Raw genomic sequence first — 21,847 nt, 5'->3', positions numbered from 1 at the left:
CGAATCAGGTCCGCGGCGGGGCTTCCTTCCGTATCGCGCCTGCAAGGTTCTGCAAGGCCCCGTGGAACCGGTGCAGCAGCAGCACCCAGACCACGAGCAGCAGGACGCCCCAGCCCACGCCGAAGGCAGCCCAGGCCAGCCCCGCCGCGGCAACCCATCCCAGGCCGAGCAGGACGCCGGCGCGAAGCACCCCGATGACGGGATGCGTCCGGCCGGGACCGGACGCCGCGCTCACATCCCGCCGATGTAGTTCGGCCCGCCGCCGCCTTCCGGTGTGCACCAGTCGATGTTCTGCGTCGGGTCCTTGATGTCGCAGGTCTTGCAGTGCACGCAGTTCTGCGCGTTGATCTGCAGTCGAGGCTGGCCTTCCTCGACGCCGACCGCCTCATAGACGCCGGCCGGGCAATACCGGCTCTCCGGGCTGCCGAAGGTGTCGAAGTTCACCCCCTTCCAGCGCGACGGATCCTTCAGCTTCAGGTGCGCCGGCTGGTCTTCCTCATGGTTGGTGTTCGACAGGAACACCGAGGACAGGCGATCGAAGGACAGCACGCCGTCGGGCTTCGGGTAGTCGATCTTCGGCGCCTCGGATGCCTTCTTCAGCACCGAATGGTCGTTGTGATGCGCCAGCGTCCATGGCGACTTGCCGCGGAAGACATAGGTCTCGAGCGCGGCGTTGATCATGCCGCCCCAGAAGCCGAACTTCGCGAAGCCGGGGCGGATGTTGCGTACCGCCTCGAGCTCGCTCCAGACCCAGGACGCCCGCAGCATCGCCGGATAGGCCTCGAGCACGGCCGGGCGCGGATCGGCCTTCAGTGCCTCGGCGATCGCTTCGGCCGCGACCATGCCGGACTTCATCGAGGTATGCGTGCCCTTGATCTTCGGCACGTTCAGGAAGCCCGCGGCGTCGCCGATGATCGCCCCGCCCGGGAAGACCAGCTTCGGGATGGACTGGAAGCCGCCCTCGTTCAGCGCGCGCGCGCCATAGGCGATCCGCTTGCCGCCCTTCAGCATCTCGGCGACGGCCGGGTGGTGCTTGAAGCGCTGGAATTCCTCGAAGGGCGACAGCCAGGGGTTCGTGTAGTCGAGGCCGACGACGAAGCCGATCGAAACCAGGTTCTCGCCCAGCATGTAGAGCCAGGAGCCGCCATAGGTGTCCTTCGGCAGCGGCCAGCCCGTGCTGTGCCAGATGAGGCCCGGCGTGTGGTTCTCCTTCGGGATCTCCCACAGTTCCTTGATCCCGAGCCCGTAGGTCTGGGGCTGTACGCCCTCGCGCAGGCCGTATCTCTCGGTCAGTTTCTTGGTCAGCGATCCGCGGCAGCCCTCGGCGAACAGCGTGTAGGTCGCGCGCAGTTCCATGCCGGGCTGGTAGTTCGGGCCTTCCTCGCCGTCCTTCGTGATGCCCATGACGCCGGCGACGACGCCCTTCACCTGGCCGTCCTCGATGATGGTCTCGGAGGCGGCGAAGCCGGGGTAGATCTCCACGCCCATCGCCTCGGCCTTGGCACCGAGCCAGCGGCACACATTGCCCAGCGAGACGATGTAGTTGCCTTCGTTGTGCATCTGCGGCGGCGTCGGCAGCTTGTAGGCCTTGGTGGCCGTCAGCAGCATGAAGCGGTCGTCCTTCGCCGGCGTCGCCAGCGCCGGCGGATCGTTCCGCCAGTCGGGGATGAGCTCGTCCAGCGCGCGGGGTTCGAGCACGGCACCGGAGAGGGTATGCGCCCCGATCTCGCTGCCCTTCTCGATCAGGCAGACGGCCGCATCCGGATTCAGCTGCTTCAGACGGATGGCGGCGGCGAGGCCGGCCGGGCCACCCCCCACCACCAGCACGTCGAACTCCATGGACTCGCGTTCTACGGCCATCCGCCTAGTTTCCCTCGCTTGTTGGGACCCATGTAGCGGCAGGCCGGGTTGCACGGAACCCCGGCGAGGCCCGATATGACCGGGATGGAGCACGATCGGGCGGCGCTTCTCGCGGCCTTGGCGCTGCAACTGGACTGGGGGGCGGAGGAGGCGCTGGAGGATGCGCCGCCGGACCGGTCCCCGGCGCATGCCGCGGCCCCGGTTCCGGCTTCGGCACCCGCAGCGGCGCCGCCCCCGCGCGGTTCCGCCGCGCCGCGCCTCGTCGCTGCCACCCCCGCCGCGCCGGCGAGCCCAGCCGCGACCCGCGCGGCGGAGGCCGCCGCCACGGCCACAAGCCTCGACGCCCTGCGCGCCGCCATCGCCGCCTTCGACGGTTCCGCGCTGCGGGAGACCGCAACCAACCTGGTCTTCGCGGACGGCGCGCCGGAAAGCCGTCTGATGTTCATCGGCGAGGCGCCTGGCGCGGAGGAGGACCGGCTCGGGCGGCCCTTCGTCGGCCAGTCTGGGCAACTGCTCGACCGGATGCTCGGCTCGATCGGGCTGAAGCGGGACGAGGGCGGCTTCTACATCACGAACATCCTGCCCTGGCGGCCGCCGGGAAACCGCACGCCGACGGATGCCGAGGTCAACCTGTTCCTGCCCTTCGTGCTGCGCCATATCGCGCTCGCGCGGCCGCGGCATGTGGTGATGCTGGGCGGCGTCTCGGCCAAGACGCTGCTGCGGGCGAAGGACGGCATCACCCGGCTGCGCGGGAAATGGCACCGCATCGCGGTGGACGGCCTGGGCGAGGTGCCGGCGCTCGCCACGCTCCATCCGGCCTATCTGCTGCGCACGCCGGCGGCCAAGCGCGACGCCTGGGCGGATCTCCTCATGCTGCGGCGCACACTTGATGCGGCCTCGCAAGAAAGTTGACGAGACCGGACCTGCAGGACGCCCCTCAAGTGTCTGATCCGTGGTAGGCCGTCTCAGGGCGTGGCTTTCGTCTCGGCAATCGGAGTTGCGCGCGGGGGAAAGCGGTCGTTACTGCCGAGTCGCCATGCGAGCGATCTGCCCCATGGCCCGGCGCGCCCCGCCTGCCTTCGTGGCCATGGTCGGCGCGTCGCTGTGGTTCGGGGCCCCCCTCCCGGCTGCGGCGCAACGGGCCGACCAGACCGCCTCAGGCGCCCCCCGCACCACGGCGGGTGTCGCCTTGCCACGACCCCTCGCCGCGCCGGACGCGGCGCGGCTCGTCCGCATCTTCCAGTTGCAGGCCGCGGGCGACCTGGCGGCGGCGCGGCGCGAGCAGGAGGCGCTGCGCGATCATCGCCTTGATGGCCATATCCTGGCCGATCGCTGGCTGCGGCCGGGCGCCGAGGCGCCGCGCGCCGACGACGCGCGCGCCTGGCTCGCCCGCCATGGCGATCTGCCTGACGCGCCGGCGATCCACGCCCTGCTGGTAAGCCTCTCGCCGCAGGGCGCGGCGCTGCCGCCCGCGCCGGCCGAGGCCGGCTCGCCCGAGGATGGCGATGCCGTTCCCGAGGAACGCGAGGGAGCCTCCCGCGGCTTCGCCCGCAACCCCGCGCTCGACCGCACCGTGCGCGAAAGGGCCGCCTCGGGCGATACGCGCGGGGCGCTGGAACTCATCCGTCGCACGCGCGGCATGACCCCGGCCTACGCGGCCGCGCTGCGGGCGGACATCGCGCTCGCGCTGTTCCGCCGCGGGGAGGACGTCGCGGCCTTCCGCATGGCCTCCGAAGTCGCGCGCGGCCGGCTGGACCGCACGGGGCGCGCGGCCTTCGCGGCGGGCCTCGCCGCCTGGGGGCTCGGCCGTTACGAGGTCGCGCTGCCCTATTTCGAGACCGCCGCGCGGGCCGAGGCCGGATCCGCCGCCGTGCGCGCCTCGGCGGCCTTCTGGACGGCGCGGGCGGCAATCCGCGCCCGCCGGCCGCAGAACTACGTTCCCTGGATGCTGCAGGCGGCGCAGGAGCCGCGCACCTTCCATGGGCTGCTGGCGCGGCGCGCCCTGGGCCTCGCGCCCGGCTTCGCCTGGCAGGGCGACAGCGGTGGCGACGGGGCGGTGACGCCGCTGGTCGAGACCGCGGGCGGTTGGCGCGCGCTCGCGCTGCTGCAGATCGGCCAGCAGGACCGCGCGGAGGCCGAGCTGCGCGCGCTGTGGCCCGCCGCGCGTGGCAATGCGGCGCTGCTGGCGGCGATGCTGACGACGGCGCAGCGTGCGGGGCTGACGACGCTCGGTGCGCAGCTTGCCGGGCTGGCGCAGGGCGCGGACGGACGACCGCGGGACCTGGCGCGCTTCCCGCTGCCGCGGCTCGAACCCGCGCAGGGGTTCCGCGTCGATCCCTCGCTGCTCTACGCCATGGCCCGGCAGGAATCGAATTTCGATCCGGCGGCGGTGTCCCGCGCCGGCGCGCGGGGGCTGCTGCAGGTCATGCCCTCAACCGCGGCCTACGTCGCGAACGATCCGTCCTTCCGGGGCGAGGGCGCGCAGCGGCTGCATGATCCGGGCCTCTCGCTCGAGATCGGGCAGCGCTACATGCTCTACCTCGCGAACCATGAGGCGGTGCAGGGCGACCTGATCCGGCTGCTCGCCGCCTACAACGCCGGCCCGGGCAACCTCGCGCGATGGCTGCCCGCCGCGCGGCACCGTGTCGATCCCTTCCTGTTCATCGAGGCGATCCCGGTCGAGGAGACGCGGGTCTACGTCCAGCGCGTGCTGGCCTATTCCTGGATCTATGCTTCGCGCCTGAACCTGCCCACGCCGAGCCTCGAGGCGCTGGCGCGCGGCGCCTTCCCACGCTTCGTGGGGGCGGAGGAACTGCTCGCCCAGGCTGGCCGTCGCGGCGCGACCCTGCACTGAGCCTCATCGCGGCGCGGCGGGCACCGCGGCGGGTTCGGGGGCGGCATGCTCGACGCCGAAGCGGAAGCGTTCCCGGGGATGCGGGATGTAGAGCGAGCCGAACATCCAGTCCCACAGCGCGAAGACAGTGGCGTAGTTGCGGTCGTGGTGGCGTTCCTCGACCGAATGATGGACCTGGTGCATGTGCGGGCTGACCAGCACATGCGACAGCCAGCGCGGGAAGGGCAGGGCGACGTGGCTGTGGCGGAGATGCGCGAAGGCGAGGTTCCACACCAGCGAGAAGGCGTTCACCCCGAGCAGCGTCATCGGCGTCACGCTCGCCCCGAACATCGTCGTCATCAGGCCGAGGCCAAGGCCGTTCATGAAGGTCGCGCCGCCGATATGGACGACCTGTTCGTGCGGCCAGAAGCGGAAGGCGGTGAAGGGTGTCAGGATCTCGGGCACGTGGTGCATCTTGTGCGCGCGCCAGAGGAGCGGGAATCGATGGAAGATCCGGTGCGTCCAATACAGCGCGAAGTCGCCCATCACGAAGGCGACGAAGGCGGACAGCACCATGGCGGCCGGATGGTCGAAGCGTGCGCCGGCTTCCGGCGCGCCGAAGACGGGGACCATCAGCAGATAGCCGAAGGTCGCGCCCAGCGCGCTGACGAGGAGCAGCACCGGCCCGGCCAGGAACGGGATCGCCGAGTTCACCACCATCAGCCCGACATCGACCGGCAACTGCTTCCAGAAGCGCGTGCCGCCGCAGGACATTGCCTCGCGCCGCACCTCGCGCAGGCTCATCCCGGTCGCCCAGGCGGCGACGCCGAGGCCGAGCAGCGCGACGATGATGCTCGGCCACCAGAAGGGGGAGGCCGGGTCCGTCAGGATGTGCGGGATGGAGGCGAGCCAGTTCCAGGTCGCCGTCAGCGGGTCATACTCGGACCAGTTCATCGCGTCGGATCGATCGTCATGCGGCGGCAGGAATCCCATACTCGGCCCGCGCCTGGGAAGGGTCTTCACATCAGGCGGGCTGCGTGAGCGCGCCGGGACGCCGCGCGCTCGCGGCCGGCGTGGCGCTGGCCGCCACATGGCCCACCTTCGCGCGGGCCGAGGCAGCGCCAAGCCTCGACATCGCCGACATGACCTGGCCGGAGGTGCGCGACGCCGTCGCCGCCGGCAAGCGGACCGTGATCGTGCCGAGCGGAGGGTTGGAGCAGAACGGTGCGCACATGATCCTCGGCAAGCACGACCATATCGTGCGGCACGCCGCGCGCCGGATCGCCGAGGAACTGGGCGACGCGCTGACCGTGCCGGTGCTGCCCTTCGCCCCGCAGGGCCGCTTCGATCCGCCGGAGGGGCACCTGCGCTTCCCCGGCACCATCGGCGTGACGGAGGACGCCTTCGCCGGGATGCTCGACGGCATCGCCCGCAGCCTGCGCGGATCCGGCTTCCGGCTGATCTGCTTCATCGGCGACCATGGCGGCAGCCAGCGGCCGCAGGCGACCGTCGCGTCACGCCTGACCGCGGAATGGCGACGTCAGGGCGTGCGGGTCGTGGCGGTCGACCGCTACTACACGTCGATCGCCGAGCAGGATGCCTGGCTGAAGCAGCAAGGCGAGACCGACGCGACCATCGGCACCCATGCCGGGATCGAGGACACCTCCGAGCTGATGTCGGTGCATCCGGCGGGCGTGCGCCTCTCCCGCCTGCCGGCGGGGGCCGAGGCGTTGGCCGCCACGGGCGCGACCGGCGATCCGTCCCGCGCCTCGGTTGCGCGGGGGGAGGCGCTGCTCGCGATGCGCATCGCCGCGGCGGTGGCCCAGATCCGCGCCGCGCGCGGGGGGTGAACCGTTGCGGCGCGGCCCCCGCACGCCCATGGTGAGGCACGATCCGCGGAGGACGCCATGCCGATCGACGAATCCCTTCCCTTCCTGCCGGTGAACATCGCCGTGCTCACCGTGAGCGACACGCGCGACCTGTCGACCGACCGTTCCGGCCAGACGCTGCAGGACCGCATCGACGCCGGCGGCCACCATTGCGTCGCGCGGGAGATCGTGAAGGACGAGGCCGACCTCATCGAGGCCACGCTGCGCCGCTGGATCGCCGATCCCGCCGTCGACTGCGTCATCACGACCGGTGGCACCGGCATCACCGGCCGCGACGTCACGCCGGAAGCCTTCAAGCGCGTGCTCGAGAAGGAAATCGAAGGCTTCGGCGAATTGTTCCGGATGCTGAGCTACGCGAAGATCGGCACCTCCACGATGCAGTCGCGCGCGCTCGGCGGCGTCGCGGACGGGACCTACCTGTTCGCGCTGCCGGGCTCGACCGGCGCCTGCAAGGACGCCTGGGACGACATCCTGAAGTTCCAGCTCGACAGCCGGCACCGGCCCTGCAACCTGGTCGAGCTGATGCCGCGGCTGAAGGAACACCTGAAGGCGGCGTGAGGCTGGTCCGGCGCGGACGGGGGAGGGCGCCGTCCCTCCAATTCCCCGATGAATCTCGAGGTTTCCAAAGGCCCTTTGGCCTTTGGTGGGGTGAGGTCCGGAGAGGGGCAAGGCCCCTCTCCGTGCTCCGCTCAGAACAGCGCCAGCTGCGCCGTCTGCGGTGCCTTCCCCGCTGCATCCGGCACGCGGAACTGCGTGCAGTCGAGGTTGCCCACCCCGCCGCCGCGGCGTTCCAGGTTCAGCCGGCGTGCGGCGACCGCGAAGCGTTGCGCGAGCAGGTCGGCGTAAGCCCCCGTGCCCTTCTGGCGCACGCCGAAGCGGCTGTCATACAGCGCGCCGCCGCGCGTCTGGCGGATCAGCGAGAGCACGCGTGCGGCGCGGTCCGGCATGTGGCGGGCGAGCCAGTCCTCGAACAGCTGCTTGATCTCGAGCGGCAGGCGCAGCAGCACGTAGCCGGCATGGCTTGCGCCGGCGGCGGCTGCGCGTTCGAGGATGGTCTCGAGTTCCGCGTCGTTCACCCCCGGGATCATCGGCGCGGCGAGCACCGCGGCCGGCACGCCCGCGGCGGCGAGGTCGCGCACCGCGGCGAGGCGCCGCTCGGGGGAGGCGGCGCGGGGTTCCATGATGCGCGCGAGGCGCGGATCGAGCGTCGTGATCGACAGGCAGACCCGCGCCAGGTTGCGCTTCGCCATCGGCGCGAGGATGTCGAGGTCGCGCAGCACGCCCGCGGACTTGGTCACGATGGTGACCGGGTGGTTGAAGCGATCGAGCACTTCCAGCACCGCGCGCGTCAGCTTCAGGGTGCGCTCGACGGGCTGGTAGGGATCTGTGTTGGACCCGAGGGCGATCGGCCGCGGATCGTAGCCGGGCTTGCGAAGTTCCTTTTCGAGCAGCGCGGCGACGTCGGGCTTGAAGATCAGCCGGGTTTCGAAGTCGAGGCCGGGGGAGAGGCCGAGATAGGCGTGGGAGGGCCGGGCGTAGCAGTAGACGCAGCCATGCTCGCAGCCGCGATAGGGGTTCACGGCGCGGTCGAAGCCGATATCGGGGCTCTCGTTCCAGGCCAGCGCGGATTTCGACTTGTCGGGGGTCAGCGTGGTGGGCAGGGGTGGCAGGTCGGCGAAGGCGGCTTCGAGCGTGCCCCAGCCGTCGTCGAAGGCCTCGCGGGAGGATGCCTCGAAGCGGATGGCAGGGTTCAGGCCGGCGCCGCGGCCCTTGCGGGCGGCGGGGGGAAGGGCAAAGGCCTCACCCATGGGGGGGAGACGATGGGGCGTGCCGTCGGGCATGGCGCTGGTCCCTGTGTTCCCATTTCGTTCCTGCGCATTCTCGCCGCGCGTGCCTCTGACGTCAAGAACAGATTGGGAACAAGTGGTTAATCCAGGATTAACCGAGCGGGGCGCCGGATGAGAACGTCCGGCGAACTCGTGGCCCTCATCCCGACGCTGAACGCGGCGGAAAACCTCGCGCGCACGCTCGATGCGCTGGCCGGGCAGGTCGCCGGTATCGTCGTCGCCGATGGCGGCAGCACGGATGGCACGGCGGCGGTCGCGCGCGCGGCCGCGCGGGTCGTAACGGCTCCGCGCGGCCGCGGCACCCAGCTTTCGGCCGGCGCCGCGGCCATCGAGGCGCCCTGGATCCTCGTCCTCCATGCCGATACGCGGCCCGGCCGAGGCTGGCGCGAGGCTGCCGAGGCCTTCATGGCCGACCCGTCCAACGCCGACCGCGCGGGGTATTTCCGCTTCGCCCTGGACGACGCCGCGCCCCAGGCGCGGCGACTGGAACGCGCCGTTGCCTGGCGCTGCCGCGTCCTCGGCCTGCCCTATGGCGACCAGGGGCTGCTGATCCGCCGGGACTTCCTGGAACGCCTGGGCGGCTTCCGCGCGATCCCGATCATGGAGGACGTCGACCTGGTCCGCCGGATCGGCCGGCGCCGTCTCGTCGCCCTCGATGCTGCCTTCGTTACCTCGGCCGTGCGCTGGCGCCGTGACGGCTGGTGGCGACGATCGGCGCGCAACCTGGCCTGCCTTGCGCTGTGGTTCGTGGGCGTGCCGCCGGACCGCATCGCCCGCCTCTATGCGCGGCGTCGCGGATGAGGTGTCCTGCGCTGCAATGCAACGGAAGACGGTGATTCTCTTCGCCCGCGCGCCGCGGCTCGGCGCGGTGAAACGACGGCTTGCACGAGGCATCGGGGACCGGGCGGCGCTGCGCTTCTACACCGCGACCCTGGCCGCGACGGCACGGCCGATCGCGCGCGACAGGCGCTGGCGGACGCTGCTCGCCATCACACCGCCTGGGGCGCGTGCCGACTGGTCACGCTTCGCGCCGCGCGGGACGCCGCGCGTCGCGCAGCCCCGCGGGGACCTCGGCGCCCGGATGGACGGCGCGATGCGCCCGTATCAATGCGCGGTGCTGGTCGGCAGCGACATACCGGGCCTCGGGCCCGCGGACATCGCCGCCGCCTTCCGCGCGCTCGGGCGGGCGGATGCCGTCTTCGGCCCGGCCGAGGATGGCGGCTACTGGCTGGTCGGGCTCGGCCCGCGCCGGCCCGCGCGGCCCTTCGCCGGGGCGCGGTGGTCGAGCCCGCATGCCCTTGCCGACACGCTCGCCAATTTCACCGGCCGCCGCGTCGTGCTGCTGCACAGGCGGCGCGACGTCGACACGGCGGAGGACCTTGCCGCCATCGGAGGGCCCCGATGAAGCCACCGCCACCCCGCCGCATCGCGGTGCAGATCTTCGGCACCGCCGGCGCACTGCTGCTGGCCAACCACGCGCTGTCCTTCACGCAGCATCCCTGGCTGCTGCCCTCGCTCGGCGGGTCCTGCGTCATCCTGTTCGGCATGCCGCGTGGGATCATGGCGCAGCCGCGCTCCTTCATCGGCGGCCATCTGCTTGCCACCATCACCGGCCTGGCCTTTCGCGTGGGCCACGCGACATTCGGCGGGCCGCTCGCGCTCTGGATCGCCTTCGCGGTCGGCACCGCGCTCGCGGTGATGTCGGTGACGCGCACCATCCATTCGCCGGCCGGCGCCAACCCGGTCGTCGTCTTCGCCGAGGGCGCCGACTGGGACTTCCTGCTCGCGCCTCTGTTGCCGGGGCTGGCGACGCTGTTCCTCGTCGCCTGGATGGCGAACAACGCGCCGTCGCCCTGGGGCACCGGACCCTGGCCCCGTTTCGGCCTGCGCGGGACGCTCAGGCCGGGCTGACGGCGCCCGTCACCATCGCGACCGCCCAGTCCTCGCGCCCATTCGCCGCAGCCCGGCGCGCCGCGGCGTGCCAGTCGTAGTCGAGCGCCATTAGCTCCGCGCCCCAGGCGCCGCGCCGCCGCGTCAGGATGGCGTAGCGCGCATGGGGCGACCGGTGTTCGAGCGTCGGCGCCGCCGGGTTGTCGGCGAAGACGGGGCAGCCGACGCTGCCGGGGTTCAGCACCAGGCAGCCCTCGGGCCCCTGCACCACGGCCTGGCGATGGCTGTGCCCGCACAGCACCACCCCGCCCGGCCGCGCGGCGGCACCGAGCCGGGCCGCGACGGTTGCGCGCGCCGCCGGGGCCAGCCGCCCGTCCATCACATCCTCGAGCAGGTAGGTGCTGTCGTCCGCCGGCGTGCCGTGCACGGCGAGGATGTCGGGCGAGACCTCGAGCATCGGGGGCAGGGCGTGCAGCGCGGCGCGTTCCGCCTCGCTCAACGCCGCGCGGGCGAAGCGGCCGGCTGGGGAGAGCTTCGCCTCCGGCATCTCGACGATCCAGCGGTCATGGTTGCCGCGCACCGTGGGCAGGTCGAGCTCGCCCAGCCGCTCGAAGGTCTCCTTCGGCCAGAGCGGGCTGGTGACGCAGTCGCCGAGGTTCACGATCGCGTCGACGCCGCGCCCCTCGATGTCCGCCAGCACCGCCTCGAGCGCCAGCAGGTTGCCGTGGATGTCGGAGATCACCGCGAGCCGCATGCGCTCGAGCCTAGGCCCGCGCCGCGCCGCGTGCGAGCCTGCCGTGCAGGAGGACCAACGCCATGACCACGCCGCTCCGCTTCGGCCTGCTGCTGTTCCCCCGGCTCACGCAGCTCGACATGACCGGGCCCTTCGAGGTGTTCTCCCGCGTGCCCGGCGGCCAGGTGCACCTCGTCTGGAAGACGAAGGAGGCGGTGCGCGCGGATACCGGCCTCACCATGCTGCCGGACACCGATTTCGCGACCTGTCCGCAGCTCGACATCCTCTGCGTGCCCGGCGGGCCTGGCGTGGCGGCGCTGATGGAGGACGAGGAGGTGCTCGCCTTCCTCCGCGCCCAGGCGAAGGGCGCGCGCTTCGTGACCTCGGTGTGCACCGGCGCGTTGGTGCTGGGGGCGGCGGGGCTGCTCAAGGGCGTGCGGGCGACGACGCATTGGGCTAGCCACGACTTCCTCGCCGCGCTCGGCGCCGAGCCCGTCCATGCGCGCTGGGTGCGCGACGGGCGCGTGGTGACGGGCGGCGGCGTGACGGCGGGGATCGACTTCGCCCTCGCCCTGGTGGCGGACCTGCTCTCACCCGAGGCCGCGCAGGCGATCCAACTGCAGATCGAATACGCCCCGGCCCCGCCCTTCGAGGCCGGATCGCCCGAGACGGCGCCGGCCCAGGTGCTCGCCACGGCCAAGGCGCGCGGGGCGGGGATGCGCGCGGAACGGGAGGCGCTGGTCGGTCGCGTCGCCGCGCGGCTCGGATGATCCTCGAGACGGCGCGGCTGCGGCTCCGCCCCTTCGTGGAGGCCGATATCCCGGCCTATGCGGCGATCCGCGCCGATCCCGAGGTGATGCGCCACATGCCCGGCGGCATGGCGCGGGCGGCGATGGCGGCGGAGGACGCTGCGCGGCTCGTCCCCGACTTCGCCAATGACTGGCCACGCTTCGGCTATGGCCCCTGGGCGCTCGAGGATCGCGCGACCGGCGCGCTGCTGGGCCATGGCGGGCTGCGCGCCCTGCCGGACCACGGGAACGAGACCGAGATCCTCTACATGCTTGCGCGGGCCGCCTGGGGGCGCGGCATCGCGAGCGAGGTCGCCGCGGCGGCGCGGGATCTCGCCTTCGGCAGCCTCGGTCTCGCCTCCGTGGTCGGCTATGCGGCGCCCGCGAACCTCGCCTCGCGCCGGGTGCTCGAGAAGACGGGCCTCGCCTTCGTGGGCGAGGTCGTGATCTTCGGCATCGTCACGCGGCGCTACGTGCTCGACCGCGCCTGACTCACCACATCGTCTTCGCGGCGCGGGCCGGCCATTCGCGGTCATAGGTGTCGCCGCCCGTCGCGCCCTCGCTCAGCGTCGCGAGGATCTGCCCCGGCGTCGGCAGGCTGCCCGGCGCGGCCTGGCGCGCGATATCCCAAAGCCCGGCACGGATCACGGCGCGGGCGCATTGGAAGTAGATCTCCTCGACGTCGACCACGATGACCGAGCGCGGCGCCGCGCCGTCGACGGCGAAGGAGGCGAGCAGCGCCGGATCGACCGACAGATGCGCCCGCCCGTTCACCCGCAGCGTCGTCCCCGAGCCCGGGATCAGGAACAGCAGCCCGACCCGCGGGTCGCGGACGATGTTGCGCAGGCTGTCGGCGCGGTTGTTGCCGCGCCGGTCTGGCAGCAGCAGCGTCCGCTCGTCCTCGATCCGCACCAGCCCATGCGCGTCTCCGCGCGGGGAGGCGTCGAGCCCCTCCGGCCCCGCGGTCGCGAGCACCAGGAAGGGCGAAGCCTCGATCAACTCGCGGTAGTGCGGGGTGACGCGGTCCGTGACCTTGGCGGTCGAGGCGAGGTTCGGCGTGCCGTAGATGGCCTCCAGCGCTTCGATGCTGTCGATCCGCATGGTCTGGGCTCCCGTCCGATCCTGCCCGCTTACGCCCCGGATCGGGGCGACGGTAGCCGGAGGAGTGCGCCGGCCATCCCCGTTCACCGAAGCTTCATGGCGACCCGCGATCCTGGCTGGCGGGAGGCGCGCCATGACCCAGACCCCGACCGGCGACCCGGACCGCGAGGCCCGCACCCGCATGCTGGCGCGGCTGGAGGAGTTGCACCGCCTGCACCTCGCTCTGGTCGAGGAGAGCCGCGGCCTCAAGCGCTTCACCACCGAGGGCCGCGCGCGCGCCGAAATCGAGATCGCGACCGAGATGCTCGAAGGCTACCTCGCGGCCACGGCGGCGTTCCTCGAGAACATGCGCGGCCGCTACGAGGCGCGGCTGCCGCTGCTCCGCCGCGGAGAGCCCGCCTTCGGCGCGCGGCCGGACCAGGCGCCGGAACATGGGGCGTTCTGGCTCGCCTTCTCGCGGCTCTGCGCGGTGTTGCGGCGGGCGGAACGGCAAGCCTCGGGCTAGCGGGCGTTCCGCATCACGCCCTCCCAGACGCAGACGAGATGCGTCTCGGCACCGCGATCGAGCAGCACCGGGCGGTCGAAGCGGCAATGGCGGGCGGCGACGGCCGCGGCCGCCACCCCATCCCCCGCGAAGACGAAATGCAGCAGGTCGCCCGCCGTGCAGCCGCCCCCGGCCAGCATCCCGACGAGGCGGTGTTCGAGCGGCAGCGGATCGCCCGCGATGAAGCGCGCGGTGCAGAGCCGCGCCGCGGCATCGTCGGCGGATGCCGCTGCGGGCAGCGTGGTCGTCAGTCCGACGAGAAGGGCAAGCATCGGGCGCATGGATGCGCGAGAATGGCGCGCCGGGGATGAACGCCGCGTTGACCGCAGCTGCGAGGGAGATCGGAGGATGGACGGCCGCGCCGGATGCGCAGGGGCGTGGGTGGCGATGGCGCTCGCGCTGCTGCTGCTGCCTGCCGCGGCGGCCGCGCAGGCGCGGCGCGGGGCGCCCGATCCGGCCCGGCCGCGTCCGGCGGAACGCGCCTGGATCGAGGCCTGCGTCCTGACAGCCCAGGCGCATCCGCCCCGCGCCGCCTTCGGGCGTTGCGCCTGGCGGATCGTGTTGGCCTGCCAGGGTGAGGCGAGCGAAAGCCTGCTCGCCGCGCGCCTGCCGACGATGCCTGACCGGCCGAATTCCTTGACGCTCTGCACCCAGGCGGAGACGACGATCTGGCAGGGACAGATGGACCGCTGGCTGCGCGAGACGGGCCTGCTCGCGACGCCGGAGGCGCAGGAACCGCTCCGCCGCGCGCAGCGCGCCTTCCTCGCCTATCGCGACGCGGCCTGCATCGCCGAAGGCTTGCTGTCCGCGCCGGGCGACGCGGAGGCGCATCGCCTGGCCTGCCGGCTCGAGCAGACGGCCCTGCGGGCGCTCGAACTCAAGCGGCAACGGGACGAGATCTGGCTCGGGATCGCCGCGGCCTCGGCGGATCAGCCCTGAGGCGCGCCCCGGTCAGGCGTGGCAGCCTGACCGGGGGCGTCGTGCGCAGGAGGACAGCGCCGCAACGGATCAGCCGTCGCGGCGCGCCCTCGTCAGCGGCGCCACCAGCCCTGGCGCTTCGGCAGCGCGGCGTCGGTGCCGGTGCCGAGGACCACAGGCTGCACCGCCGCACCCACGACGGGTTCGGCCGACGCGACAGGCTCGGGCGCAGGGGCCGGTTCCGGCGTCGCGGCAGTGATGGGCTCGGGGGCGGCCGCGGGCAGTGGCTCCGGCTCGGGCGCGGCAGCCACGGGGGGCTCGGGCCCCTCCTCGGCGGCCATGGGCGGCGCCTCGGCAACCGGGGCTTCGGCCGGGGCAGGCGCGGCCGTCTCGGTCACCACCGCTTCGGCGACGGCCGCGGCGGCGCGGGCCGGGCGCGCGGTTGCCGCACGCTCGGCGGCGGCTTCCGCGGCTTCCATCGCCTCGAAGATGTCGTCGATCTGGCCCGCGAAGGGATCGGCAGGCGTCGGGCCGGTGTAGCGGGCCGCGCGCGCGGCCGGTGCGGGCGCCGGGGCAGGGGCCTCGCCCTCCGATTCGGCCTCGGACGCTTCGGGAGCGCTGCCGTCCTCGCGCCGGCGGCGGCCGCCACGGCGACCGCGACGGCGGCGACGACCATCGGCATCCGCGCTGTCGGCAGCCGCGGCCTCGGTGGCGTCCTCGCCCTCGGCCGGCGCGGCTTCCGCCTCGGCTTCGGGTTCCGCCTCGGGCTCGCCCTCGACATCGCCCTCGGCGGCGAGCTCGGCCTCGATCTCCGCCTCGGTTCCGGCCGGGGTCTCGCGGCCCTCCTCGCGGCGTCCGCCACGGCGGCGGCGGCGGCGGCGGCGGCGGCCGGCATCCTCGCCGCCCTCGGCGCGGCGCGGCGCGTCCTCGGATTCCTCCGCGGCCGCCTCGGCGTCCTCGACCTCCTCCTCCGCCTCGACGGGCTCGGGCGCGTAGTCCATGCGCAGCGCGGTGGGCGCGGCGGGGACGAAGCCGGGCTCGGCGGCGCGCAGGCGCTCGATCTTCAAGGCCGGCGGCATCAGCGTGTCGTCGGGCTCGAACAGCACGGTCATGCCGAAGCGGGCCTCGAGCTCGGCGAGGCGGTCACGCTTGCGATTCAGCAGCCACAGTGCGACCGGTGCCGCGACGCGCACCATGATCTCGGAGGCGCGGCGCTTCGCCCCTTCCTCCTCGATCGCGCGCAGCACCTGCAGCGCGCTGCTGTCGACGCTGCGGACCAGGCCGCGGCCCTGGCAGTGCGGGCAGGTGACGAAGGTCTGCTCGGCGATCGAGGGGCGCAGCCGCTGGCGCGACATCTCGAGCAGGCCGAAATGGCTGATCCGCCCGACCTGGATGCGCGCACGGTCGTGTTTGAGCGCTTCCTTCAGGCGCCGCTCGACCATCCCGTCATGCTTCGACGACTCCATATCGATGAAGTCGATGACGATGAGGCCCGCGAGGTCGCGCAGGCGAAGCTGGCGGGCGATCTCGTCCGCGGCTTCGAGGTTGGTGCGCAGCGCGGTGTCCTCGATGTGCCGGTCGCGCGTGGCGCGGCCCGAGTTCACGTCGATGGCGACCAGCGCCTCGGTCTGGTTGATGACGATGTAGCCGCCGGACTTGAGCTGGCAGACCGGCGAATGCATCGCGTCGAGCTGCGCGTCGACGTTGTGCCGGGCGAACAGCGGAAGCGCGTCGCGGTGCATCCGCACCTTGCCGGAATTGGCCGGCATCAGCATGCGCATGAACTCGCGCGCCTGGCTGTAGGCGTCGTCGCCCTCGACGATCACCTCCTCGATGTCGCGGCCGAAGACGTCGCGGATCGAACGCTTGATGAGGTCCGCTTCCTCGTAGATCAGCGCCGGCGCGGTGGAGGCCAGCGTCCGTTCGCGGATGTTGTCCCACAGGCGCAGCAGGTATTCGCAGTCGCGCTTGATCTCGGGCTTCGGACGCTGGGCGCCGGCGGTGCGCACGATCAGCGACATGCCGTCGGGGAGGTTCATCTCCTCCACCACCTCGCGCAGCCGCTTGCGGTCCGCGGCCGAGGTGATCTTGCGCGACACGCCGCCGCCGCGCGGCGAGTTCGGCATCAGCACCGAGAAGCGGCCGGCCAGCGAGATGTAGGTGGTCAGCGCCGCGCCCTTGCCGCCGCGTTCTTCCTTGACGACCTGCACCAGCATGATCTGCCGACGCTTGATCACTTCCTGGATCTTGTAGTGGCGGAGGAATTTCGGCGGGATGCGGCGCTCGCGGCGCTCCTCCTCGCCTTCGGCCGGCAGGTCCTCGCCGCCGATGGTCTCGGGCGGGGGCGGGGCGTCCTCGGCGGGCAGGCTCTCGACGCGGCCGTGGTCTTCGGCATCCTCGGCCTGCGCCTCGATGGCCTCCTCGACGGGCTGGCCCGCATCCGGGGCGCCGGCGATGCGGTCGTCCGCCATCTCGAGGGGCTGGGCGGCCAGGGCGGGCGCGTCGTCGGAGGCAGCCTCGGTCGCCGGCCCTTCCTCGGATGCGGGGCCTTCGACGGCGGTCTCGCCCTCGGCGGGGGGGGCCGCGGCGTCGGCGGGCGGGTGCTCGTCCCCGTTGGTCCAGGCCTCGCTGCCTTCGCCGTTCCATGCCGCGGCGCGGTCCATCGCGGATTCCGGCGGAAGGTCGGCCTCATCCTCGGCGCGGGCTTCCTCGGCCTGCATCTCGATCAGGCGCTGCCGGTCGGCGATCGGGATCTGGTAGTAGTCAGGATGGATTTCGCCGAAGGCCAGGAAGCCGTGGCGGTTGCCGCCGTACTCGACGAAGGCGGCCTGCAGGCTGGGTTCCACCCGCACCACCTTGGCCAGGTAGATGTTGCCCTTGAGAGGCTTCCGGGTGGCGGTTTCGAGGTCGAATTCCTCGACGCGGTTGCCGTCCAGCACCACCACCCGTGTTTCTTCGGGGTGGGATGCGTCGATCAGCATGCGCTTGGTCATGGGCGTCGGTGCTCCGCGCCGCGGCGGGGCCGGCGGCGCAAGGAATTGGCGGGGCCCGGGCGGAGACGGAATCGCGGCGCTGCGTCCTCAGGCATGCGGCGGCGAACGTCCTCGCTCGGCGGGCCCGGCGCCGCGCGCGGCGCGGTGCGGGCCCTGGGTGGGCGCGCCTGGTCTCTGCCCCGGTAGCCCTTGGACGGCCGCGATGCGGCGGTCACAGGCGCAGGCGGGCCGGCATGGCGATGCGGCATGCCCGGCGCCGGCGTCAGGGGCGGATCGGGCGTAGCGCGCACCGGGTTCCGCGCCGGCGGAGGCGGCAGGGGGGCACCCGGCGAGGCCACGGAACACTTGGGCGACCGGGAAGGCCGCCCCGGCTCCAGGCCGGGCACCCGATGGATCGCCACGACGCCGCCCCTGCCTTCGGCCCTGGGGTCACGCGCCGGGCGAACCCGCCCGGGACTCCGCCCGCAGCGGCATCCGCCGGGGCGCTGCACCATAGTCATGTAGCGGGGCTGTCACAAGGCCGGAAGAATGCCCGGCGGTGTTCAGGTGCTACTTCAAACTTCGCGTGGCAATACCCTGATAAGGCCTGTAGAATCGCGTCGTGCCCTGAATGGGGATCGGGGCGCCTGTAGGGGTGAGTGCCATGACCGGCCTTGGCCGCCGCCCGTTCCTCGGGCTCGGCCTGCTTGCCGCGGCGGGAGCGGGGCCCGCGCGCGCTGGGAACATCACCGAAGGCGGCCTGGCCCAGGCTGGCCGGAGCGCGCGTCTGACCCTGGTCGTCGAAGGCGAGCAGCGCTGGAGCCTGCGCGCTCAGTCGGACCCGGCGCGCCTGGTGTTGAGCCTGCCCGACGCCAACTGGCGGGCCGGGGCGCGGTTGCGCGGCGCCGGGCCGGTGCGCGCCGCGCGCTTCGATGCCGCCGAGGACGCTCTGGTCCTCGATCTGTCGAGGCCTGCGGTCGGCCGCGTGGTGCCGGCGCCGCCCGGTCGCCTCGTCCTGAGCATTCAGCCAGCCTCCGCCGCCGATTTCGCCTCGGCCGTCCGGGCGGGCCGCGATCATGCCGCCGGCATTGCCCGGGGGCGGGCGCCGCTGCCGCTCGTCGTGCTCGATCCCGGCCATGGCGGCCGCGACCCGGGCGCCATCGGCGCCTCGGGTGTCCAGGAGAAGCGCATCGTCCTCGCCACCGCGCTCGAAGTGAAGCGGCGGCTCGAGGCGACGCGCAGCTGCCGGGTCCTGCTGACCCGCTCGCGCGACGTCTTCGTGCCGCTCGCCGAACGGGTCGAGATCGCGCGCCGGCGCGATGCGGCGCTGTTCCTGTCGATTCACGCGGATTCCGCGCCGGGCGCGCGCGGGGCCTCCGTCTACACCCTGTCCGATACCGCATCCGACGCCATGAGCGAGGCACTGGCGCGCCGGGAGAACCAGGCGGACCTGGCCGGCGGCCTGCGCCTGCCCTCGGTCAGCCCGGAAGTGCAGCGGATCCTGATCAGCCTGATGCGGCAGGAGACCCGGGCGGGGTCGTCCCGCCTCGCGCGCCTCGCGGTGCGGGAATTGGGGGAGGAGGTCGCGCTGCTCCCCAACACCCACCGGGAGGCCGCCTTCGTCGTGCTGAAGTCGCCCGAGATTCCCTCCGCCCTGGTGGAACTCGGCTTCCTGTCCGACCCCAGGGACGAGGCAGCGCTGCAGCAGCCCGGCCATCGGGGGCGGCTGGCCACGGCCCTGACGCGCGCGGTCCAGGGCTGGATCGAGGCCGCGCCCGCAACGGTCCGCCCCGGATGACCTGCCGCCGCACGCGGCCGCGTGATTCAGCGCCATGTCGCGGCCCGTCGCGAGCCGGTGTATCAGGAGGCCGATGAGCCCGAACGACCTTCGCGCCGAAGCTCCCCTCGATCCCACGCGCCAGCGGCGCAAGGGCAAGGCGGAGCCTGCGCGCCCCGAACCCACGGCCGAGGACGCCGCGCCGCCCGAGCGGAAGGCCCGCGAGGCGCCCGAACGGAAGAAGCGTCGCCGCCGTGGCCTCGGGCTGTTCAAGCTGTTCTTCGTCGTGATGCTCGCCGGCGGGCTGGTCGCGGCGGTGGCGGGCTACGGGCTCTATCGCCAGGTCGCCGAGGACCTGCCCGACTACCGCTGGCTCGCCGATTACGAGCCGCCGCAGATGAGCCGCATCTATGCGGCCGACAGCCGCCTGACCGCCGAGCTCGCGACGGAACGCCGCGTCTTCGTCCCGATCGAGGCCATTCCCCAGCGCGTGCAGCAGGCCTTCGTCTCGGCCGAGGATCAGCGCTTCTGGGAACATGCCGGCGTCGATCCGCTCGGCATCGGGCGTTCGGTGCTGACGGCGATCGAGAACTACGGCTCGGGCCGGCGCATGGGTGGGGCCTCGACCATCACCCAGCAGGTCGCCAAGAACATGCTGGTCGGCAACGAGCGCAGCGTGATGCGCAAGGTGCGCGAGGCGATCCTCGCCGTGCGCATCGAACAGGCGCTGTCCAAGGACCGCATCCTCGAGCTCTACCTGAACGAGATCTTCCTCGGGCAGAGCGCCTACGGGGTGGCGGCCGCCGCCCAGGCCTATTTCAACAAGGGCCTCGACGAGCTGACGCTGGCGGAGGCCGCCTTCCTCGCGGCCCTGCCCAAGGCGCCCAACAACTACAATCCGGTCCGCTTCCCCGAGGCGGCGCGCGCCCGGCGCGACTGGGTGCTCGATCGCATGGCCGAGGACGGGTACATCACCCGGGAAGAGGCGCGCTACGCGAAGGCCGAACCCATCGTGCCGCGCCCGTCGCGCCGGCCCGACGTCATCACGGTCGGCCAGCACTTCACCGAGGAAGTGCGTCGCGAACTGGTGCAGCGCTACGGCGCGGAACAGACGACGATGGGCGGCCTCGTCGTCCGCACCAGCCTCGACCCCGCCCTGCAGGCGGCGACGGAACGCGCGCTGCGGGATGGGCTGGTGTCCTACGATCGCCGCCGCGGCGGCTGGCGCGGGGCCTTCGGGCAGATCGCCGCCGGTCCGACGGAATGGATGCCTGCGCTCGAGGCGTATCAGCGCCCGCCGGGCGGCCTGCCGGAATGGCGGCTCGCGGTCGTCCTCGAGGTGCGCAACACCGAGGCGCGGCTCGGCTGGATCGAGCGGGGCGACGCGCGCGGCGCGCCGCAGCCGCGCACCGGACTGATGTATCTGCAGGACCTCGCCTGGGCGCGGGCCGCACGCGACGGACGCATCGTCGGCGGCCAGCCGTCCCGGATGAACCAGGTCGTGAACGTCGGGGACGTCGTCTACGTCGAACCGATGCCGACGCAGCTCGCCGCCCAGAACCGCCCCGCGCGGCCCGAGCGGCTGGAACTGCGCCAGATGCCGCAGGCCGAAGGGGCGGTCGTCGCGCTCGACCCGCAATCCGGCCGCGTCCTGGCGATGGCCGGTGGCTGGTCCTTCGAACGGTCCTGGTTCAACCGGGCGACGCAGGCGATGCGGCAGCCCGGATCCTCCTTCAAGCCGTTCGTCTACATCACCGCGCTCGAACAGGGCATGCCGCCCAATACCGAGCTGCTGGACGAGCCGATCGAGGTGATGTCCGGCGGACGGCTGTGGCGGCCGCAGAACTACACCGCGGGCCGGACCTATGGCTGGGTCACGATGCGGCAGGCGATGGAACGCAGCCTCAACCTCGTGACCGTCCGGCTCGCGCAGCAGGTCGGCATGGATGCGGTGGCGGATTCGGCGGCGCGCTTCGGGGTCATTCCGAACATGCCGCGGTATCTTGCGATGTCGCTCGGCGCGGGCGAGACGACGGTGATGCGCATGGCCGCGGGCTATGCCGCCTTCGTCAACGGCGGCGTCGAGGTGACGCCGACCCTGATCGATTCCGTCCAGGATCGGCGCGGTCGCGTCGTCTGGCGCGCCGACCGCCGCACCTGCGCAGGCTGTGCGGGCGGGCCGGAGGGGCAGCCGCCCGAACTGGTCGACCCGCAGCGTCGCCAGGTCACGGATCCGATCGCGGCCTACCAGATGGTGTCCCTGCTGCAGGGCGTCGTCGCCCGCGGCACAGGCCAGTCCGCGATCGGCGACCGTCTCGGCCGTCCCGTCGCCGGCAAGACCGGCACGACCGACGACTACAAGGACAACTGGTTCGTCGGCTTCACGCCCGACATCGTCGTGGCCGTGTGGATGGGCTTCGACGACCCGCGCACCCTCGGCAGCGGGGAAACGGGCGGCGGCAATGCGGCGCCGATCTTCCGCGAAGTGGTCGCCGCGGCGCTGCGCGACAGCCCGCCCGTGCCGTTCCGGGCGCCGCCCGGCGTCGCGCTCGTGCGCATCAACGTCGGCAATGGCTCGATCCTCGAGGCGTTCCGTCCGGGGACGGAGAACTCGGCGCGCCGGATGCGCGACGTGGAGGAAGGAGGCGGTGCCTCCGCGACCGGCCTCGACAGCAACCTGGGCGGGCTCTATTGA

At 72.7% G+C, this 21,847-nt stretch carries 21 protein-coding genes; 13 read left to right on the top strand and 8 right to left on the bottom strand.

What is annotated here, in order from left to right:
• Positions 1 to 4: 4 nt before the first annotated feature.
• Both GWK16_RS11965 and GWK16_RS11960 read right to left on the bottom strand, forming a co-directional pair.
• A complete protein-coding gene (locus GWK16_RS11965) occupies positions 5 to 235 on the bottom strand; it encodes a hypothetical protein (protein WP_170054189.1) in 231 nt (76 codons plus the stop codon).
• On the bottom strand, positions 232 to 1,860 hold the full coding sequence (locus GWK16_RS11960) for an electron transfer flavoprotein-ubiquinone oxidoreductase (protein WP_170054188.1): 1,629 nt from the start codon (positions 1,858 to 1,860) through the stop codon (positions 232 to 234). The genes GWK16_RS11965 and GWK16_RS11960 overlap by 4 nt, the downstream gene beginning before the upstream one ends.
• Positions 1,861 to 1,944: 84 nt before the next feature.
• On the opposite strand from GWK16_RS11960, the gene GWK16_RS11955 reads away from it, so the two are divergent.
• Complete coding sequence (locus GWK16_RS11955; protein ID WP_170054187.1) at positions 1,945 to 2,772, top strand: uracil-DNA glycosylase; 828 nt, start codon at positions 1,945 to 1,947, stop codon at positions 2,770 to 2,772.
• A gap of 142 nt (positions 2,773 to 2,914) precedes the next feature.
• Entirely contained in the window at positions 2,915 to 4,714 is a 1,800-nt protein-coding gene (locus GWK16_RS11950) for a lytic transglycosylase domain-containing protein (RefSeq protein ID WP_248291315.1), read from the top strand.
• A gap of 3 nt (positions 4,715 to 4,717) precedes the next feature.
• On the opposite strand, the gene GWK16_RS11945 is transcribed toward GWK16_RS11950, so the two are convergent.
• Entirely contained in the window at positions 4,718 to 5,647 is a 930-nt protein-coding gene (locus GWK16_RS11945; protein ID WP_170054185.1) for a sterol desaturase family protein, read from the bottom strand.
• 83 nt (positions 5,648 to 5,730) lie between these two features.
• Between GWK16_RS11945 and GWK16_RS11940 the strand changes: the two genes are divergently transcribed.
• Positions 5,731 to 6,543, top strand: a complete 813-nt coding sequence (locus GWK16_RS11940; RefSeq protein ID WP_170054184.1) for a creatininase family protein — start codon at positions 5,731 to 5,733, stop codon at positions 6,541 to 6,543.
• 57 nt (positions 6,544 to 6,600) lie between these two features.
• Complete coding sequence (moaB, locus tag GWK16_RS11935) at positions 6,601 to 7,140, top strand: molybdenum cofactor biosynthesis protein B (protein ID WP_170054183.1); 540 nt, start codon at positions 6,601 to 6,603, stop codon at positions 7,138 to 7,140.
• A 131-nt stretch (positions 7,141 to 7,271) separates the two neighbouring features.
• Here the strand turns inward: moaB and GWK16_RS11930 are convergent, their stop codons facing one another.
• Complete coding sequence (locus GWK16_RS11930; protein WP_170054182.1) at positions 7,272 to 8,423, bottom strand: PA0069 family radical SAM protein; 1,152 nt, start codon at positions 8,421 to 8,423, stop codon at positions 7,272 to 7,274.
• Positions 8,424 to 8,540: 117 nt separating this feature from the next.
• Between GWK16_RS11930 and GWK16_RS11925 the strand changes: the two genes are divergently transcribed.
• The 3 genes from GWK16_RS11925 to GWK16_RS11915 are packed head-to-tail and all read left to right on the top strand — an operon-like array spanning position 8,541 to position 10,340.
• Positions 8,541 to 9,230, top strand: coding sequence for a TIGR04283 family arsenosugar biosynthesis glycosyltransferase (locus GWK16_RS11925; protein ID WP_170054181.1), 690 nt, complete (start codon positions 8,541 to 8,543; stop codon positions 9,228 to 9,230).
• 31 nt (positions 9,231 to 9,261) lie between these two features.
• The gene (locus GWK16_RS11920) at positions 9,262 to 9,834 is read left to right on the top strand and encodes a TIGR04282 family arsenosugar biosynthesis glycosyltransferase (RefSeq protein WP_211187332.1); all 573 of its coding nucleotides are present in this window, start codon (positions 9,262 to 9,264) and stop codon (positions 9,832 to 9,834) included.
• A complete protein-coding gene (locus GWK16_RS11915) occupies positions 9,831 to 10,340 on the top strand; it encodes an HPP family protein (RefSeq protein ID WP_170054179.1) in 510 nt (169 codons plus the stop codon). The genes GWK16_RS11920 and GWK16_RS11915 overlap by 4 nt, the downstream gene beginning before the upstream one ends.
• On the opposite strand, the gene GWK16_RS11910 is transcribed toward GWK16_RS11915, so the two are convergent.
• A complete protein-coding gene (locus GWK16_RS11910; protein ID WP_170054178.1) occupies positions 10,327 to 11,073 on the bottom strand; it encodes a metallophosphoesterase family protein in 747 nt (248 codons plus the stop codon). The two genes, GWK16_RS11915 and GWK16_RS11910, sit on opposite strands and share 14 nt — an antisense overlap.
• Positions 11,074 to 11,135: 62 nt before the next feature.
• Here GWK16_RS11910 and GWK16_RS11905 point away from each other — a divergent pair, with 62 nt between their 5' ends.
• Positions 11,136 to 11,822 carry a DJ-1/PfpI family protein gene (locus GWK16_RS11905; protein ID WP_170054177.1) on the top strand — a complete coding sequence of 229 codons (687 nt, stop codon included), beginning with the start codon at positions 11,136 to 11,138 and terminating at the stop codon, positions 11,820 to 11,822.
• Complete coding sequence (locus tag GWK16_RS11900; RefSeq protein WP_170054176.1) at positions 11,819 to 12,331, top strand: GNAT family N-acetyltransferase; 513 nt, start codon at positions 11,819 to 11,821, stop codon at positions 12,329 to 12,331. The genes GWK16_RS11905 and GWK16_RS11900 overlap by 4 nt, the downstream gene beginning before the upstream one ends.
• 1 nt (position 12,332) lies before the next feature.
• Here the strand turns inward: GWK16_RS11900 and GWK16_RS11895 are convergent, their stop codons facing one another.
• Positions 12,333 to 12,941: a pyridoxamine 5'-phosphate oxidase family protein gene (locus tag GWK16_RS11895; protein WP_170054175.1), complete on the bottom strand. Its 609-nt coding sequence runs from the start codon at positions 12,939 to 12,941 to the stop codon at positions 12,333 to 12,335.
• A gap of 133 nt (positions 12,942 to 13,074) precedes the next feature.
• Between GWK16_RS11895 and GWK16_RS11890 the strand changes: the two genes are divergently transcribed.
• The gene (locus GWK16_RS11890; RefSeq protein ID WP_170054174.1) at positions 13,075 to 13,446 is read left to right on the top strand and encodes a hypothetical protein; all 372 of its coding nucleotides are present in this window, start codon (positions 13,075 to 13,077) and stop codon (positions 13,444 to 13,446) included.
• Here the strand turns inward: GWK16_RS11890 and GWK16_RS11885 are convergent.
• Positions 13,443 to 13,757: a hypothetical protein gene (locus GWK16_RS11885; RefSeq protein ID WP_170054173.1), complete on the bottom strand. Its 315-nt coding sequence runs from the start codon at positions 13,755 to 13,757 to the stop codon at positions 13,443 to 13,445. The genes GWK16_RS11890 and GWK16_RS11885 overlap by 4 nt on opposite strands.
• A gap of 76 nt (positions 13,758 to 13,833) precedes the next feature.
• On the opposite strand from GWK16_RS11885, the gene GWK16_RS11880 reads away from it, so the two are divergent.
• Positions 13,834 to 14,424 (top strand): lysozyme inhibitor LprI family protein, encoded by a 591-nt coding sequence (locus GWK16_RS11880; RefSeq protein ID WP_170054172.1) that lies wholly within the window; start codon positions 13,834 to 13,836, stop codon positions 14,422 to 14,424.
• A gap of 92 nt (positions 14,425 to 14,516) precedes the next feature.
• Here GWK16_RS11880 and GWK16_RS11875 read toward each other — a convergent pair whose 3' ends face one another.
• Positions 14,517 to 17,396, bottom strand: coding sequence for an Rne/Rng family ribonuclease (locus GWK16_RS11875; protein WP_170054171.1), 2,880 nt, complete (start codon positions 17,394 to 17,396; stop codon positions 14,517 to 14,519).
• Between the two features lie 643 nt (positions 17,397 to 18,039).
• Here GWK16_RS11875 and GWK16_RS11870 point away from each other — a divergent pair.
• Together GWK16_RS11870 and GWK16_RS11865 are read left to right on the top strand one after the other, a co-directional pair.
• Positions 18,040 to 19,173 carry an N-acetylmuramoyl-L-alanine amidase family protein gene (locus tag GWK16_RS11870; RefSeq protein WP_170054170.1) on the top strand — a complete coding sequence of 378 codons (1,134 nt, stop codon included), beginning with the start codon at positions 18,040 to 18,042 and terminating at the stop codon, positions 19,171 to 19,173.
• A gap of 73 nt (positions 19,174 to 19,246) precedes the next feature.
• Complete coding sequence (locus GWK16_RS11865; RefSeq protein WP_170054169.1) at positions 19,247 to 21,847, top strand: penicillin-binding protein 1A; 2,601 nt, start codon at positions 19,247 to 19,249, stop codon at positions 21,845 to 21,847.

This window comes from Neoroseomonas marina, assembly GCF_012927745.1.
GTDB lineage: Bacteria > Pseudomonadota > Alphaproteobacteria > Acetobacterales > Acetobacteraceae > Neoroseomonas > Neoroseomonas marina.
The sequence above is the reverse complement of the archived record's forward strand: the minus strand, read 5'-3'. Positions and strand labels throughout refer to the sequence as shown.